This is a genomic window from Deinococcus sp. AB2017081 (assembly GCF_034440735.1).
GTDB lineage: Bacteria > Deinococcota > Deinococci > Deinococcales > Deinococcaceae > Deinococcus > Deinococcus rufus.
Window position 1 is genome coordinate 2,621,246 of record NZ_CP140098.1, and the last position, 15,899, is coordinate 2,637,144.

A 15,899-nucleotide genomic window follows, 5' to 3' on the forward strand; every position below is an offset into this window, starting at 1 on the left:
CGCCTTAAGGCAGCGCTGCCACGCGGCGGGTCACCCCCGGCGGGTATGCGCGGCGTAGCGCTGCAGGACGTCCCAGCCCTGCCCGCCGCGCATGACCTCGCGGGCCTGCTCGACCCCCTCGCGGATGGAGCCCACGACGCCCCCCGTACGCAGGGCTGCCCCGGCGTTCAGCGCGACGATGTCCTGCTGGGCCGGGGTGCCGCCGCCGGTGAGCAGCGACCGGGTGATCTCGGCGTTCTCGGCGGCGGTGCCGCCCACGATGGCCTCGCGCGGGTGCAGACCCACGCCGGCCTCCTCGGGGTGGAGCTGGCGGTCGATGATCACGCCGTCGCGCAGGCCGGACACGGTGTTCACACCGGAGACGCTGAACTCGTCCAGGCCGTCGCCGTACACGACCGTGGCTCCGCCCGCACCCAGCAGCGAGAGCACCTCGGCCAGGGTGCGGGTCAGGTCGGGCCGGAACACGCCGACCACGAGGTGGGTGGCCCCGGCGGGGTTGCTCAGCGGCCCCAGGATGTTGAACACCGTGCGCGACGCCAGATCCGAGCGCACGGCCGCCGCGTGCCGCAGGGCCGGGTGGTAGTTGCGGGCGAACATGAAGCCGATGCCCAGGGTGTCGACGGCGTCCGCCACGACCTCGGGAGCGGCGTCGAGGTTCACACCCAGGGCCTCCAGGACGTCGGCGCTGCCGGCGCGGCTGCTCGCGGCGCGGTTCCCGTGTTTGGCGACCGGCACCCCCGCCCCCGCGACCACGAAGGCGGTCGTGGTGGAGATGTTGAAGGTGTGGGCACCGTCTCCGCCGGTGCCGACCACATCCAGCAGCACCGGGCGGGGCCGAACCTTCACCGGCACGGCGTTCTCGCGCATGGCCTGGGCGAAGCCCGCGATCTCCTCGGCGGTCTCCCCACGCACGCGCAGAGCGGCGAGCGCCGCCGCCAGCCGCACGCTGCTCATCTCGCCGGTCATGACCTCGCGCATGAAGGCGGCGGCCTCGTGCTGCGACAGCTGTTCGCCGTTCATCAGGCGGGCGTGCATCATGCGGGCACCGGACGCCGGAAGGCTTGCACCTCGGCCAGGAAGTTGCGGAGCATGTCCATGCCGTGCTCGGTGGCGATGCTCTCGGGGTGGAACTGCACCCCGAAGACCGGGTGGTCGCGGTGGCGCAGCGCCATCACGATCTCCTCGCCGGGATCGGTCGTCCACGCGGTGGCGACCAGTTCCGGGGGCAGGTCGCGCACGACCAGCGAGTGATACCGGGTGACGGTCACGCCCCCCGGCAGGCCCGCGAACAGGCCAGTGCCGTCGTGGCGCACCGGGCTGGTCTTGCCGTGCACCGGCTGCAGGGCACGGCCCACGGTGGCCCCGTACGCCTGCCCGATGCTCTGGTGGCCCAGGCACACGCCCAGCGTCGGGTACTGCGGCCCCAGATCGCGGATCACGTCCACGCTCAGTCCGGCCTCCAGCGGCGTGCACGGGCCGGGCGACACCACGATCGCGTCGGGGTTCAGCTCACGCACGTCGTCCAGGGTGAAGGCGTCGTTGCGCCACACGGTCAGGTCTGCGCCCAGCTCGCCCAGGTACTGCACGAGGTTGTACGTGAACGAGTCGTAGTTGTCGATCAGGAGGATGCGGGGGGCGCTCACCGGTTCACCTCGTAGGGGAGTTGCAGTTCGTTGCCGGTCTGCCCACGGATGCTCCAGTGGGCCGGCGGGGTCTCCAGCAGGATGATCTCCAGATCGTTCGGGGCGATCCCAGCGTAGTCCTCCAGCGCCGCCTGGAGGGCCAGCAGGTACGCCCGCAGCGTCCGCTCGCTGCGGCCGCTGAAGAGGTGGATCTCAACCACGATGTACGCGCCACTGCGGTCGTCCGGGTGGATGAAGTCGTCCGCGGCCAGACCGATGAACCGGTGGTAGCGCTTGTCCTCGGGAAACCGCAGTTCCTGCACGGTGGCGCGGTGGATCGCGTCCGAGATCTGCTGGCGGCGCGACGCGAGAAACTCGGCGTGGCCGTAGATCTTCACGTGGCCCATTACAGGCCCCCGGCAGCGAGTTCCACCGCCCGCATCAGGGCGGCGGCCTTGGTGCGTGTCTCGAGTTCCTCACTGGCGGGATTGCTGTCGGCGACGACACCCGCACCCGCCTGGATGTGCACCCGTCCGTGGGCGATCACCATGGTTCGCAGGGTGAGCGCCATATCCATGCTGCCGTCCAGCGCGATGTACCCGAAGCTGCCGCCGTAGGGGCCACGCCGCACGGGTTCCAGTTCGTCGATGATCTGCATGGCGCGGATCTTCGGCGCGCCGCTCACCGTGCCCATCGGCTGCACACTGGCCAGTGCGTGCAGCGGCGTCTGGCCGTCGCGGAGGGTGCCGGTCACGCTGGACACGATATGCATCACGTGGCTGTAGCGCTCGATGGTGAAGGCATCCCGGACGCGCACGCTGCCGTAGGCGCTGACCTTCCCGAGGTCGTTGCGGCCCAGGTCGACCAGCATCAGGTGCTCGGCCCGTTCCTTCTCGTCGGCCAGCAGTTCGGCGGCGAGGGCCTCGTCCTGGGCGGGCGTCGCGCCGCGTGGACGGGTGCCGGCAATCGGCCGGGTGGTCACCGTGTGGCCGTCACTGGCCAGCAGGCTCTCGGGGCTGCTGGCGACCAGCGTGACCGGCCCCAGCTGCAGGTAGCCCAGGTGGGGACTGGGATTCACACGGCGCAGTGCCCGGTACAGCGCGAAGGGCTGCACTTCTCCCAGATCGGCGCTGAAGCGCTGGGCCGGCACCACCTGGAAGATGTCGCCCGCCCGGATGTACTCCAGCGCCCGCTCCACCGCGTCCTGATAGCCCTGCGGCGTGAAATTGCTGGTGAACTGCGGCGCGGCGACCGGCTGCTGGCCCGGCACCTCCAGCAGCGGCCCGCGCAGCCGGGCGACCAGGGCGTCGACCTCGGCGTGGGCGGCGGCGGGATCCTCGGCAGTCGCCACGGCGATCAGGCGGTGCTTCAGGTGGTCGAAGACGACCATGCCGCGCGGCGAGATGAAGCACGCATCGGGAACACGCAGCTCGTCCGGGTTGCCGTCCGGGAGCTGTTCGTACGCCCGCACGATGTCGTAGGCCGCGTAGCCGACCGCGCCGCCCACGAAGGCAGGCAGACCGGCGGGCACCTCGGCGGGCCGGGTCGTGACCGAGTACAGGCGGGCCAGCGGATCGGCCTCCGGGCCGTCGTACGTCCCGAAGACGCCAGTGCTGCGCACCACCCCGGCGTGGTATTCGAAGGTTCCCTGGGCCCCCACACCGATGAAGGAATATCGGCCCTGGGTCTCGCCGGCCACGACGCTCTCGAGCAGGAAGCTGACCTCCTCGCCCTGCGCGGCTTTCAGGTAGGCCGTGACCGGGGTGTCCAGGTCGGCGTTCAGTTCGGTGGCGGCCAGATGAACCGGGCGCACGGGCGGGTCGGCGGGTGGGGCGGACTGGGTCATGCGGCTCCTGGGTCGGGGGAACAGGAAAAACGCCCGGTGGAGGACTTCCACCTGGGCGCGATCATTCGGAGGACGGCGCGTTACACCCAGGCGAGACTGGGCCACCACCACGCACCGCGAACGGACATGCGCGGAGCATACCGCGCCAGGGAGCCGCACTCAAGGGCCAACCGTCTCCCCCACGCTCCCCGGGCGGGCCTCCGGCTCCTCGCCGTCCTCCAGCGGCGCGAACAGCCGGTCAAGATCGGCCGCCGTGAGCTGCGTGGCGTCGCTCAGGCCACCGTCGAGGATGCCGCGTGCCAGCGAGGCCTTGCGGGACTGGAGATCCAGGATGCGTTCCTCGACGCTGCCCGCCGCGATCAGCTTGTACACGAACACCGGCTTGTCCTGCCCGATGCGGTACGCCCGGTCCGTGGCCTGATCCTCGGCGGCCGGATTCCACCACGGGTCGTAATGGATGACCGTGTCGGCCGCCGTCAGGTTCAGGCCCACGCCGCCGGCCTTCAGGGTGATCAGGAAGACATGGGTGGTGCCGGCCTGGAAGGCGTCGATCTGGGTCTGGCGATCCTGGGTCTGCCCGGTCAGCATCGAGTACGGGATGCCCTCGGACTTCAGCCACGGCTCCAGATGCCCCAGCAGGGTGGCGAAGGAGCTGAAGATCAGCACGCGGCGGCCCTCCTCCAGCATCTGCGGGAGGTTGCCCTGCAGCCAGTCGAACTTGGCGTTGTTCTGCACGCCGGCCGCCGCCTCCAGTTTCACCAGCCGGGGATCGGTCACCGCCTGGCGCAGCTTGAGCAGGGCGTCCAGGATGGCAATGGTGCTGCGCGACAGCCCCCGCGCCCGCAGTTCCTCCTGCACACGGCCCTGCATGGTCACGCGCACGGTCTCGTAGAGGTCGCGCTGGTCGCCGTCCAGGGTCACGCGCACCGGGATCTCGGTCTTGGGCGGCAGTTCGCGGGCCACGTCGCGCTTCTCCCGCCGCAGGATGAACGGCCGCACCCGCGCGGCCAGCGCCGAGCGGCGCACGGGGTCGCCGCGCTTCTCGATGGGCGTGCGGTACAGCTCGCGGAAGGTGCGCTCGTCGTGCAGCAGCCCCGGCGCGAGGAAGTTGAACTGCGACCACAGCTCGCCCAGGTGGTTCTCCAGCGGCGTACCGGTCAGCGCCAGCCGGTAGCGGGCGTCCAGGCTGCCGGCGGCCTTGGCGGCGGCCGTCTTGCTGTTCTTGATGTTCTGCGCCTCGTCCAGAATCACGAGGTGGTACTGGAAGGCCGACAGCTCCTCCAGGTCACGCGGCAGCAGCGGGTAGGTGGTCAGGATCAGGTCGTGCGCCGGAATGCGGGGAAAGCTCGCCCGGCGATCCTTGCCGTGCAGCGTCAGCACCCGCAGCGACGGCGCGAATTTTGCGGCCTCGGCCTGCCAGTTGCCGATCACACTGGTCGGCGCGACGACCAGACTGGGCCGGTCGGCACGGCCGGAGTCCTGCTCCAGCAGCAGGTGGGCCAGAGTCTGCACGGTGTTGTGCGTCACGATGTACGCCTCGGTGACATACAGGCGATCGGGGGCCGCGACGCTGATGCACTGCGCGTCCTGCACCCCGACGTACTCGACCAGGCGGACGCCGCGTGACGGCGGGTACTTCGTGGGCCGGCGGTACGCGGCCAGCTTCTGCGGCAGGCGGAACGGGTCGAGGTGCGCTGGCAGTTTCAGCGTGACCCGCCACGCCGTGCCGAACCTCCGTTCCCCGAAGTAGACGTGGGTCGTGAGTTTGCGGCAAATCCGCGCCGTGCCGCCCAGTGACTGGACGAGTTCCACCACGCCACGCGCCAGCGCCTCCGACACGCTGGTGTACTCGACGACTACGCCCGCATGTCCATCCGTGTCGAGCAGGCCCTGAAGCACGGCGAGGCGCTGCGCCGGGGTGCCCAGCAGGTACGCCGGCGGGATGAACTTCGAGTGCCCGTTCAGACCATGCAGGCCAAGGGCACGCAGCGCATCTTTCAGGGCATTGGGTGTCCACTGTCCGGCACTGACCAGCCGGTACGTCGAGACCGTCTCCGTGAGCCGGGCGGCGTGCTGGGCGAACACGCCCGCCGGCAGGTCGAGTGACGCCACCAGCACGTCCTCGGTGGTCATGCCGATGCCGTGGCTCAGGTGGCCGTCGCCCAGCAGGGCCCCGAGCGTGTAGGGATCGACGGGCAGCTGTTGCGGATCGAAGACAGGAGCCTCGACCATCGGCAGATAGTGCTTGAGGTTGCCGGCGGCGTCGCGCAGATCGGCCGCGATCTCGGCGGTGCTCAGGACGCGCCACGGCTGCCCCCGCTTCCTGCGCACGGGCGTCTGGACGGCCCACAGGTGATCCTCGTCGACCAGCACGCTCGCGCCGTCGGTCAGGGTGACCCGGTAGATCGGCCGCCCGCCCTGCGGATAGACGCCCGTGATGGCGGTCGGACGGCCATCCCGGCCGATCACGTCGTCCCCGACCCGCAGGTCGCCCATACGCCGCCAGCCGGACGGCGTGAGCACGCGGGCATCCAGCGGCTGGGCCTTTCCCAGCCCCATGTCGTCGGCCAGGATGCCGCCCATGTCGTACTGGCGCAGGAACTGCAGCCACGCCAGACCCTGCTGCTGGTACGGCCGCAGGTCGGCGTGCAGGCCGGGCGGCGGGGCCACGGGATCAATCCCGCCGAAATCGCGCAGGCGGCGGCCCAGGTCGAGCAGACGCTCCGCGCCCAGCCAGCGGGCCTGGACGGCACTTTCCAGCTCGGCCAGGCGGGCGGCGTCCAGCAGCGGCAGCTTCAGGGGGCCGGGGGGCAGGTCGCGCAGGTTCAGCTCGACCAGCACGCTCAGGATCGCGCGGATGCGGCCGGCCGGCAGCGCCACGCGGCGGCCGTCGGCGAGCAGCGCGGTGATGGTTTCGTCATCCTGGAGTTCCGCGAGCGCCTCGGGGGTGAACAGTTCGGGCTGCCGGGCGATCAGGTCGGCGAGCACCGGGATCAGGGAAACCTGCTGCCCGTCCACGACGATGCCCAGATCGAGCGTGAACCACCCGCCGGCGCTGTCGTCGGCGTGCCCGTACCAGTCGCTGATCTGGGCGTAGTTCAGCGGGAAGTCAGCGTGCAGCAGCACCGTGAACCCCTGGGCCTCCAGTTCGGCGCGGCCCTGGCGCATGAAGTCCGTCCACGCCTCGTCGCTGTCCAGACCCAGCAGGTCGCCCAGGTCGCCGGGCAACGTGAAGTCTCCGTCGTGGAGTTCCTGGAGGCGCTGGAAGCCGGCGAGGTGCAGGTCGCGCTCGGCGTCGCGCTCCCGATCGGGGCGGCGGGTCACGCGGGTGAGCACGCCGCCCCGGTACAGGGTGGGGCCCGAGGTGTGGGCACCGTCCGGCACGGCCAGGCCGCCGTAGGCGTGGCGCAGCTCGGCGGCCGGGAACACCCGCGTCTCGGGACGGCGCGCCCAGCCGTCGCGGACATACACGGTGGCGGTGCGGCCACTCAGGTGCAGCTGCGGAGTGTACGGCAGATCCTCCTCGCGGATCTGGACGGTCTGCGGGATGGGCAGGTGCAGCCCGGCGGCGGTGATCGCGTGGGCCAGGGCCGTCGCCTGCGCCGGCGCCAGGGTCGGGCCGGCCAGGAAGCGACTCACCTGATCAGCCGAGGCGTTCACGCTCAGGCGGCTGAGCTGCGCGGAGTCCGTCAACACCGCCCACGCCGGCGTGACCGGCAGGATCAGCGCGTCCGGCGCCTGGGGCGCTTTCAGGGTGGGCGTCTGGGCGCCCCTGGCATCGCTGGCCCACGCGAGTTCCCCGGCGAGTTCCGGGCCACGGTGCAGCGGCCGCTCGACCCGCTCCCAGCACAGCCGGCCGGAGTCCAGCAGGGAGTCGATGAGCAGGTCGCCGGCGGGATGATCCGTCAGGGCGTACAGTTCCTCGCCGTAGCGGCCGGGTTCATGGGCCGGCGCGGTCGCCATCTCGAGCAGGCGCAGGATCCGGGCGTCGCGCCGCACGAACCCGGGCGCCGTGGACAGGGTCTTCGGAATGGCGTACCGCTCGGCCGCGCGCAGGTCCGGCACATCGCCCCGCACGGGAAGCCGCATGATCTGCAGCGCGACCCGGCGGGCACCGCTGCCACTGGACGCGGCGAGCAGCCGCAGCACATAGCGCAGTTCGAACTGCCGCCCGCGCGACTGGCCCGGCTGCTCCTGAAAGGACGCCAGCCACTGCTGGGTGCGGGCATCGAGCACATCGTCCACAGGGGGCAGCGAGCCGGTGGCGGCGCTGGACACGGCCGGCGCCGCCGGCCTGGGCGTACTCGGCGGATCGGTGGCAAGAACCAGCGCCGCCACATGCCGGCACCGGTAACGCCCGCACGTGCAGCTGGAGGATCGCAGCTGGGGATCGGGGGGCGGCAACAGTTCGGCACTGGCGTCGTACTCGGTGCCGCCGTCGTGCACCGTACCGGCCACCCGCCATCCGGAGTCCGTCCACTCGCGCGTGATGCCCTGAACCGCGCCCTCGCGCAGCGCCAGACCCTGCGCGGCGGTATCCAGTCCGAAGCCGGGGGGCAGACGGCTGAGCTTCATGACCGGGCCGCCGGAAGAGCGGTCAGGGGCTCGAAAACAAACACGCCCCCGAGTCTAGCGCGTTCGCTGTGACAGAAGTGCTCACGAAACGTCGGTGCCGTCACCATGGACGGGGTCATGCCGTGTCCGGACGGGCCAGCACACCGGCGCCGCACTGCCCTCCGGGCGATTCAGGAACCCGAATACTGGATGCGCCATACCTTGCCGGCCCCGTCGTCGGTGAGCAGCAGCGCCCCGTCGGGCATGACGGCCAGATCGACCGGGCGCCCAACCGTCTTCTGCCCCTGGAGGAAGCCGGTCAGGAAGTCGCTGACCTTCCCGCTGGCGGGATCGACCGTGACCACCTTGTACCCGCTCTTCTCGCTGCGGTTCCAGCTGCCGTGCAGCGCGATGAACAGCTGGCCCCTGAAGCTGGCCGGGAACGAGGAGCCGCTGTACGCGGCCATTCCCAGCGGCGCGGAATGCGCCGTGGTCAGGGCGAAGGCGGGCGTGGCGTTCCCACACGCGGCCGCCGTCTTCTTCCCGAAGTCCTTGTCCCAGACCTGCGCCTGACCGGCCTTCGTGGTGTAGCAGTACGGCCAGCCGTAGAACCCGCCGGACGTCACCTTGTAAAACCCCTCGGGCGGGATGTCGTCGCCGAGCTGGTCGCGGCCGTTGTTGGTCGCGTACAGCGTGTTCCCGACCCACTCCATCCCGACGGCGTTGCGCAGGCCGGTCGCGTAGGCCTTGCCGTTCTTGCCGTCGGCGTCATACACCCAGATGGCGGCCCGTTTCGCGTCGCTCTCCTCGCAGACGTTGCAGGAACTGCCCGCCGCCACGTACATCTTCCCGTCCGGGCCGAAGGTGACGGTGCGGGTGGAATGCCCGCCCCCGCTGGGGAGCGTCAGCAGGGTCTGCGGCTGCCCGCTGGCCTTCGTGTCACCGGGCTTGTAGGCAAAGCGCACGACCTTGTCCGTCTCGGCGACATACAGGAAGCCGCCGTGGATGGCCAGCCCGTGCGGCTGCGAGAGGCCCGTCACGTAGACGTGCTTGCCCTCGGCCCGGCCGTCCTTATTGGCGTCGGTCAGGACGTACACCGAGCCGGCCCCCATGTCGCTGAGCAGCACGTCACCGTTGCTGGCGACCGTCATGAAGCGGGGCTGTTTGAACCCGTCCGCGAATTCCGTGATCCGGAACCCGTCGGGGGCCTTCAGGGTCGGGGTGGTCTGGGCGGCAGCCGGAGCGCTCGCACAGGACACGGCCAGGAGGCCTAGAGCCGCATACCGCAGATGGGAGGGCATGATCCCAGTGGATCACCCGGCGGTGAGAGGGGGCCGGCAGGGCCATGAAGGTGCGCGGGCCGGGCAATGAGCGACCGCCCACCACCAGCGGTTCAGTGCCCGTCGGTCGGCCGGTACTCGAACGTCGCGCCGAGGTGTTCGAGGTGCCGGAAGAACAGCGGGTAGCTCTTGCGGATGTGATGCGCGCCGGTGATGGTGATGGGCGCGTCGGCGCGCAGGCCGAGCAGCGTGAGCAGCATGATCATGCGGTGGTCGCCGTGCCCGTCGGCCGTGACGCCGCCCGCGATCCGCTCCGCCCCGGTGACGCTCAGGGAGTCCGTGGTCTCGGTGGCGGTCAGGCCCAGGCGCTGCAGTTCGCGGCGGGTGTCGCTGATGCGGTCGCACTCCTTGAGGCGCAGGGTGTACACGTTCTCCCACGTGGTCGTGCCCTCCGCGCCCGCCGCGGCCGCGGTCAGGGCCTGCACGGCGTCGGTGAAGCCGTCGCCGTCGCGGGTCACGGCGGTCAGGGGCCGCCCGCCGCGGACGACGAGCGTGTCGCCCTCGCGCTCGATGTCCGCGCCCATGTCGCGCAGCACGGCCACGGCCTCCTTCTCGCCCTGGAGGTCGTGCTCGCGCAGGTTCGAGAGCCGCAGCTCGCCGGGCCGCAGCGCCGCCGCCGCGAGCAGCGCGGCCGAGCCGGGGTAGTCGCCGGGCACGAGCACCCGCCCCGGCCGGTACACCTGACCGCCGGGAATGGAGACGCGGCTCAGGTCGTCGCTGGCACTGGCCCGCACCCCGAAGGCCGCGAGGGTGTCGAGGGTCTGGCGCAGCGGCGCGTGGCTCTTGATATCGCCGGTCAGGCGCAGTTCCAGGCCACCTTCCAGCAGCGGCGCGAGGAACATCAGCGCCGAGGCGTACTGGCTGGAGCGCTCGGCCGAGACCTCGACCACGCCGCCCCGCACCGGGCCGCTGATCGTGACGGGCAGCGTACCGTCCCGGCTGGTCACCCGTGCGCCCAGCCGCTCCAGCGCGGCCAGCAGATCCCCCTGGGGCCGCCGGCCGAGCGAGTCGGCGTGATCGGTCACGACGGTCGTGCCGGTCGTCAGGGCCGCCACGCCCATCAGGAAGCGGGCCACCGCTCCCGCGTTGCCGGGATTCAGGGTCACGCCGGCGCGGGGGGACGCGCCGAAGCCCTGGATCACCGCGTCGTCGCCGACGAGCTCCACGCCCGCGCCCCAGGCCTCCAGGCAGGCCAGCATCGCGTGGGCGTCCTCGCTGGTCGCCACGCCCACCACGCGGGTCTCACCGTCGGCCAGCGCCGCCGCCAGCAGGTAGCGGGTCGTGTAGTTCTTGCTGGGCTGGGCACGCAGCTCGCCCCGCAGCTCCGGCGCGGGGTGAACGACCACATCGAACCGCTCGGGCAGACCATCGGCACTCATGCCGCGAGGCTAGCGCGTGCGGCCGGGCCAGCCGGAGCGCGGGCAAGACAGCGGCGCGTCCCGGCGTGTCCTACCATGGCTCCATGCCCGACTTCGCTCCCGGCCAGCGCTGGTCGTATGCCACCCGCCCCGGCGAGCCGAGATCCACGGTGCTGATCCTGGCCCGCGACGACAGCCCCGGCGGGGGCATCGTGCACATCCGCGTGGAGGGACTGCGCCTGCGCACTCCTCACGGTGAGCAGACCGAACTGTCCCACTCGCCCATCGCCGAGGCGTCGCTGCGCGCCTCGGTCACGGCCTTGATCGAGACCCACGTGCCCCTGCCCGGCGACCTGTCCGGCCTGCGCCACTGGGAGGCGGCCTTCGCACGTGGCGAGGCCGGCGCGTTCACCCTGAGCGTCGCGGAGATCGTGGGTGCCGTGGAGCAGGCAGTGGGCAGCGGGCCCGACGGGTTGCCGCCGGCCCACACACCGGATCCGACGTAGCGCCGCCCACCGCCGACCCATACGACAGACCGGAGGAACGCTCATTCCTCCGGTTGCCGCCACCCGCACCTCAGGCCGAGACGGGCTTGCCCGAGCGCCGGGCAGCGAGGTCGCGTTCCTTGAGCGCCTCGGCGGCGAGGAAGGAGCCGACCACGGCCACCACGGACGCGAGTTGCAGGCCCACGCCCTCCCACGTGGCGTGCACGCCCAGCCACAGGCCCAGCGCGGCGGGCAGGGCCACGGGCAGCGGGTGCACCGGCAGCCAGCCCACGAGCTGCAGCGTGTGGACGGTGTTGCCCACCATGACCGCCAGCACGGCCGCGATCAGGATGCCCGTCCAGATCAGGAGCTTCTTCATGGGCAGCTTCGCCTGCCAGCGGAACACGGCGAGCCCCACGCCGCACACGGCCGCGAGACCCGCCGCGGCCCCGCCGAGCACCGGCACCGCGCCGACCTGCAGCACCAGCGACTGCAGGAACAGCACCGTCTCGAAGCCCTCGCGGTAGATGCTGGTGAAGCCCAGCACCGCCAGCCCCCACCACTGGGCCCGGTGCCCCGCGCCGTGGGTGAGGGCATGCTTGTGCTGCTGCATGGAGGCCATGCGGTCTGTCCAGTACACCTGGTGGTAGAACCAGTTCATGATCAGCAGCAACACGCCGATGGCGACGAGGCTGACCACCGCCTCCAGCTTCTCGCCGTAGCGGCCGAGCAGCGACAGCGCGCCCTGCAGGACGAACCACGTGACCGCGGTGGCTGCGAACGCCCCGGCCGCGCCCAGCCACATCGGGCGGCGCAGGTGCCGGACGGCCCCGCGCCGCAGGCTGCCCATCAGCGCGGCGAGGATCAGCACGGCCTCCAGGCCCTCGCGGAACACGATGATCCCGGCGTTCGTGGCGACCGCGCCGGGGGCGGTCTCGGTGCCCAGGATGCGGGCGACGTCGGCCAGGGTGGTGTCCAGGGCGGCGCGGGTGACCCGGAAGTCGGCGGCGGGCGCGCGGGCGTGGATCAGAGCCGCCAGCCCGGCCGGATGCTGCCCGTTCCAGATCAGCCCCTCCAGCGTGGCCTTGAGCTCCGGGTTGAACACGGCGATGCGCGCCTCGGTGCCGCTCTCCAGCAGGGCGTAGGCGTCCAGGCGAGCGGTCTCGGCGGCCGTCCACTCGCCGGCCTGGGCCGCGGCCACGACCGCGTCGAGCTGGGTGCGCACCACGTCGAGGTCGGCTCCGGCGTCGGCGCGCTGCCACTCGCGCGGGAAGGCCGTCCGGAGGCCCTGGAGCAGCGTCTCCACGTCGGCCCGCAGGGTGTCGGGGGCCGGCACGGTGCGGGCCAGCGCCTCCGGCGCGAGCCGGTCGTGCAGGGCGGTCATGGCGCGGGTCAGCGGCGCGGCCGTGGCCGGCGGGAGCAGGGGCGTCAGGTCGGCCAGGGCCGACCGGGCCCCGCTCAGGAAGGTGCGGGCCTCGTTCACCTCGACCGTCTGCGTGACGACCGCGCGGGTGCCGTCGAGCTTCACGCCGCGCCCGTACTCGACGGGCACCAGACCCAGGAAGCGCGTGACCTGCGACGCCCGCGCCGCGACCTCACGCCCGCTCAGGGGGGCGGCGCGGAAGTCGGCGAGGGCGGCATTCACGGCGTCCAGACTGGCGGGCAGGGCCGCAAGGTGGGCGTCCAGCGTCGTGGCGGCGGCCTCGCCCCGCTGCGCCACGAAGGCATCCCGCAGCAGCGCGAAGTAGCCCTGCGCCAGCGCCGCGTGCCCCGCGGCCAGGGTCGTGAAACCGCGGGCGCGGTCGTCCGCCAGGGCGCGCAGCGCGTCGGACAGCCGGGCCTGGTACGCGCCCAGCACATCCGAGCGCACGGCGGTCAGGGCGTCGGCGGGCGCGAGGTCGCCGGCCGCCAGGGCCTCCACGGCGGTGGTCGCGTCGGCGTTCCCGCGGGTCAGGCTGCTCGCCACGCGGTACTCGCGGGCGGCCAGCCACTCGCGGGCGGCGGGCGCGTCGGCGGCCTGCACGCTGCGTTCCAGGCCGGTGGTGACGCCGTGCAGGACGGCCGTCCACGCCTGGGCCCCGGCCCGCGCCAGGGCGGCCGGACGTCCCTGCCCGGCTGCGGTGCCGGCGGCCGCCAGCGCGGCCTGCACCCGCGCCCCGGCGTCGGCATCGACCGCCGCGATCCGGGGGGCGACGGCCGCGTACGCGGCGCTCGCCTGACCGACCAGCCGCGTGGCCTCGGCGCGGTCGAACTCCACCTCCAGGGAGGCGTCGGCCAGCCGGGCCCGCAGGGTCTCGGTGGCGGTGGCGAGGTCGGCGGTGGCCGCCCGCGCGCCCGGCAGCACGCCGCACGCGGCGGCGATCAGCAGGATCCGGAGCCACATGTCAGTCGACCTTCACGCCCAGCAGCGCGGCGGCCTGCGTGAGCCGCCCGGTGATCACGGTGGCGCGGTTCTGCGCCTCACGCTGCACGGCCTCGGCCTGCTCGGGCGTGTAGCGGCGGGTCTGCTCGCGGCTGACCAACCGGCCCACGTAGGTGGCCAGCTCGTTCAGCCCCGCCTGGATCTGCGTGTCGAGGGCGGGGTTGCGGCCCTTCACATCGGCGCTCAGGCCCCGGTACATGGCCCGCCACGAGCTGACGTTCCCGGCGAGGTCGGACAGGCGGGAGATCACCACGAAGTCCGTGCGCTGGCTGCGGGCCCCCAGCACGAAGGGGCTGGTCTTCCAGTCCTCGAAGAACACGGGGCCGACCGTGGGCACGTTGCCGATCAGCGCCCCGAACACGTCCTGGCGGGTGGGGCTCCACGCGCGGGCCGCGCGCTGCAGCTTCCCGCTCTGGGCGTGCAGCTCGGCGGCGGCGGCCTTCAGGACGTCCGCGTCGGGCATGGTGTCGCCGAAGTCCATCCGGCCGTTGCCGTTCAGGTCGGCGGGCACCCCACTGCCAAAGGCCTTCACTGTGCCCCACAGCGTCCCCTCGGTCACGCCGAAGAGGTTGCCGGGCTTGGCGAGCACCTTCCCGGACGGCAGGGTCAGGTCAAAGGGCACGACGTCCTCACCGCCCTCCGCGCCGCTGGTGCCGGCGTCGAGGATCACGTCGAAGGCGCTCAGCGTCTCCACGCCGGCCACGATGCCCTCGATGTCCTCGTACGCGGGGCTGGCCTGCGTCCAGCCGCGGCGGGCGGCGAGCACGGCGGCGCGGGCCTGCGGGGTGCGGGCCAGGGCGCGGTAGTCGAACCTCGCCTGCCGGGCGAGGTCGTAATACGCGTCCGCTGCGGTCTTCAGGGCCAGCGTGCCGCTGAGCTGCGTCCCCAGCTTGCCGTCCAGGTACGTCTTGACGCCGCCCAGGTCGGCGGCACTGGCGCTGGACATGGTGCCCAGGAGGCCCAGGGTGAGCAGGATCGGTCGCATGTCCCCGATAGTGGAGTATTCCGAGCGATCAAGTCAAGATTGACGGATCGGATGCCCGCGCCCCCCGCACGGTGAAGCGCAGACCGCCCCCGGAGCAGCCACCTCCGTTCAGCATCTATCCCGCCACGTACCTCGCCGGCTCCTTCAGGAAGCGCGCCTTGCAGTGCGGGCAGCAGAAGGCGTACTCCTGCCCCCCGTGTTCCGCCGTGTGCTTCGCGGGCAGCGTGACGGTCATGCCGCAGACGGGATCGGTCGCGGTAGCGGCCTGCGTCACCGGGAGTTCTCCCAGTCCCATCACAGCCGAGAGCAGCGAGGACGAAGCGGCGGGAGTCGGCGATGTAGGGCTGGACGGCGCGGGAGTGGACGGTTCGGTTGAAGGTGTCTCGGCCGAAGGCTCCGGCACAGCCGCCACCGGCACCCTCCCCTTCCCCGCCCGGTCGAGCTGTACCATCTCGGCGAGCACGCTCACGGCGACCTCGTGCGGCGTGCGGGCCCCCAGGTCGAGGCCCACCGGCCCCCGGATGCGCCCCAGTTCCGCGTCGCCGAACGAGCTGAGCATCCGCAGCGTCTCGCGCACGTTCTCCGCCCGCTTGCGGCTAGCGAGCAGGCCCACCGGGTTCGGCTGGGCCCGCAGCAGCACCTCCAGCGCCGACTCGTCGTAGTGGCCCTGGGACGCCACGACCGACCGCGCCCGCGCGCGCTGCGCCGCCGGCAGGCCCGCCAGCCTGTCCGCGAGTTCCGAGAGGGGCACCACGTCCGGCCCCTCGCCGTGCGCGCCCGCCTCGTCGTCGTCCAGCACGCGCCACACGCGGTCGCCCATCACGCGGGCGTGCGTGGCGATCGCCTGCGCCACCGGCGTGTGACCCACCACGACCAGCAGCCGCGGCGGCAGCAGCGGCTCGATGAACACCTCGCTCGCGCCCTCCGACGCGCAGTTCATGGGCACCGTCACGCGCTCCGCGAAGGCGTGCTCGGCGTCCTGCGGAGCCGCGCCCGGCACGATCACCACCAGCCGCGCCTGCCCGCCCTGGAGCGACAGCAGCGCCTGCCGCCGCACGATCTCCCGCGAGCACGCCCCGCCCACGAAGCCCTCCATGCGGCCGTCCGCGTGGATCAGCGCCTTATCACCCACCTGCGCGCTCACCGGCGCGCGGCGCGAGATCACGGTCGCCACCGCCACCGCCGCCCCCTCGCGGGCCAGCTCGGCCAGACGCTGCGGCACGTCGGGAATCGACTCCGAATCCCGCGCCGACACGTGCGGTTCAGTCATAGGTCATTCTCCTCCAA

At 72.3% G+C, this 15,899-nt stretch carries 11 protein-coding genes; 1 reads left to right on the plus strand and 10 read right to left on the minus strand.

Translation table 11 applies throughout. The features are described from left to right. Positions 1 to 30: 30 nt before the first annotated feature. From trpD to aroA, 7 genes are all read right to left on the minus strand, one after another. Entirely contained in the window at positions 31 to 1,038 is a 1,008-nt protein-coding gene (gene trpD, locus U2P90_RS12765; protein ID WP_322472417.1) for an anthranilate phosphoribosyltransferase, read from the minus strand. Next, positions 1,035 to 1,643, minus strand: a complete 609-nt coding sequence (locus U2P90_RS12770) for an anthranilate synthase component II (RefSeq protein ID WP_322472418.1) — start codon at positions 1,641 to 1,643, stop codon at positions 1,035 to 1,037. Before U2P90_RS12770 ends, trpD begins: the two co-directional genes overlap by 4 nt. Further along, positions 1,640 to 2,020, minus strand: coding sequence for a tautomerase family protein (locus U2P90_RS12775; RefSeq protein WP_322472419.1), 381 nt, complete (start codon positions 2,018 to 2,020; stop codon positions 1,640 to 1,642). Before U2P90_RS12775 ends, U2P90_RS12770 begins: the two co-directional genes overlap by 4 nt. Before the next feature lie 8 nt (positions 2,021 to 2,028). Continuing rightward, on the minus strand, positions 2,029 to 3,468 hold the full coding sequence (locus U2P90_RS12780) for an anthranilate synthase component I family protein (protein WP_322472420.1): 1,440 nt from the start codon (positions 3,466 to 3,468) through the stop codon (positions 2,029 to 2,031). Between the two features lie 159 nt (positions 3,469 to 3,627). Beyond that, positions 3,628 to 8,043 carry an SNF2-related protein gene (locus tag U2P90_RS12785; protein ID WP_322472421.1) on the minus strand — a complete coding sequence of 1,472 codons (4,416 nt, stop codon included), beginning with the start codon at positions 8,041 to 8,043 and terminating at the stop codon, positions 3,628 to 3,630. A gap of 170 nt (positions 8,044 to 8,213) precedes the next feature. Then, on the minus strand, positions 8,214 to 9,323 hold the full coding sequence (locus tag U2P90_RS12790; RefSeq protein WP_322472422.1) for a PQQ-dependent sugar dehydrogenase: 1,110 nt from the start codon (positions 9,321 to 9,323) through the stop codon (positions 8,214 to 8,216). A 92-nt stretch (positions 9,324 to 9,415) separates the two neighbouring features. Next, positions 9,416 to 10,741: a 3-phosphoshikimate 1-carboxyvinyltransferase gene (gene aroA / locus U2P90_RS12795; RefSeq protein WP_322472423.1), complete on the minus strand. Its 1,326-nt coding sequence runs from the start codon at positions 10,739 to 10,741 to the stop codon at positions 9,416 to 9,418. Between the two features lie 83 nt (positions 10,742 to 10,824). Here aroA and U2P90_RS12800 point away from each other — a divergent pair, with 83 nt between their 5' ends. After that, positions 10,825 to 11,226 (plus strand): hypothetical protein, encoded by a 402-nt coding sequence (locus U2P90_RS12800; RefSeq protein WP_322472424.1) that lies wholly within the window; start codon positions 10,825 to 10,827, stop codon positions 11,224 to 11,226. A gap of 70 nt (positions 11,227 to 11,296) precedes the next feature. On the opposite strand, the gene U2P90_RS12805 is transcribed toward U2P90_RS12800, so the two are convergent. The 3 genes from U2P90_RS12805 to U2P90_RS12815 all read right to left on the minus strand — a co-directional run bounded on the left by U2P90_RS12805 (position 11,297) and on the right by U2P90_RS12815 (position 15,882). Then, on the minus strand, positions 11,297 to 13,588 hold the full coding sequence (locus U2P90_RS12805; protein WP_322472425.1) for an FTR1 family protein: 2,292 nt from the start codon (positions 13,586 to 13,588) through the stop codon (positions 11,297 to 11,299). A gap of 1 nt (position 13,589) precedes the next feature. Then, on the minus strand, positions 13,590 to 14,612 hold the full coding sequence (locus tag U2P90_RS12810; RefSeq protein WP_322472426.1) for an imelysin family protein: 1,023 nt from the start codon (positions 14,610 to 14,612) through the stop codon (positions 13,590 to 13,592). A 115-nt stretch (positions 14,613 to 14,727) separates the two neighbouring features. Continuing rightward, positions 14,728 to 15,882: an XdhC family protein gene (locus U2P90_RS12815; RefSeq protein ID WP_322472427.1), complete on the minus strand. Its 1,155-nt coding sequence runs from the start codon at positions 15,880 to 15,882 to the stop codon at positions 14,728 to 14,730. Between the last annotated feature and the right edge of the window lie 17 nt (positions 15,883 to 15,899).

Bases quoted from the DNA above. Each gene is read 5' to 3' on its own strand.
- U2P90_RS12785 (WP_322472421.1), bottom strand. From the start codon at position 8,043: ATGAAGCTCAGCCGTCTGCCCCCCGGCTTCGGACTGGATACCGCCGCG.
- trpD (WP_322472417.1), bottom strand. From the start codon at position 1,038: ATGATGCACGCCCGCCTGATGAACGGCGAACAGCTGTCGCAGCACGAG.
- U2P90_RS12815 (WP_322472427.1), bottom strand. From the start codon at position 15,882: ATGACTGAACCGCACGTGTCGGCGCGGGATTCGGAGTCGATTCCCGAC.
- aroA (WP_322472423.1), bottom strand. From the start codon at position 10,741: ATGAGTGCCGATGGTCTGCCCGAGCGGTTCGATGTGGTCGTTCACCCC.
- U2P90_RS12790 (WP_322472422.1), bottom strand. From the start codon at position 9,323: ATGCCCTCCCATCTGCGGTATGCGGCTCTAGGCCTCCTGGCCGTGTCC.
- U2P90_RS12810 (WP_322472426.1), bottom strand. From the start codon at position 14,612: ATGCGACCGATCCTGCTCACCCTGGGCCTCCTGGGCACCATGTCCAGC.
- U2P90_RS12805 (WP_322472425.1), bottom strand. From the start codon at position 13,588: ATGTGGCTCCGGATCCTGCTGATCGCCGCCGCGTGCGGCGTGCTGCCG.
- U2P90_RS12780 (WP_322472420.1), bottom strand. From the start codon at position 3,468: ATGACCCAGTCCGCCCCACCCGCCGACCCGCCCGTGCGCCCGGTTCAT.
- U2P90_RS12800 (WP_322472424.1), top strand. From the start codon at position 10,825: ATGCCCGACTTCGCTCCCGGCCAGCGCTGGTCGTATGCCACCCGCCCC.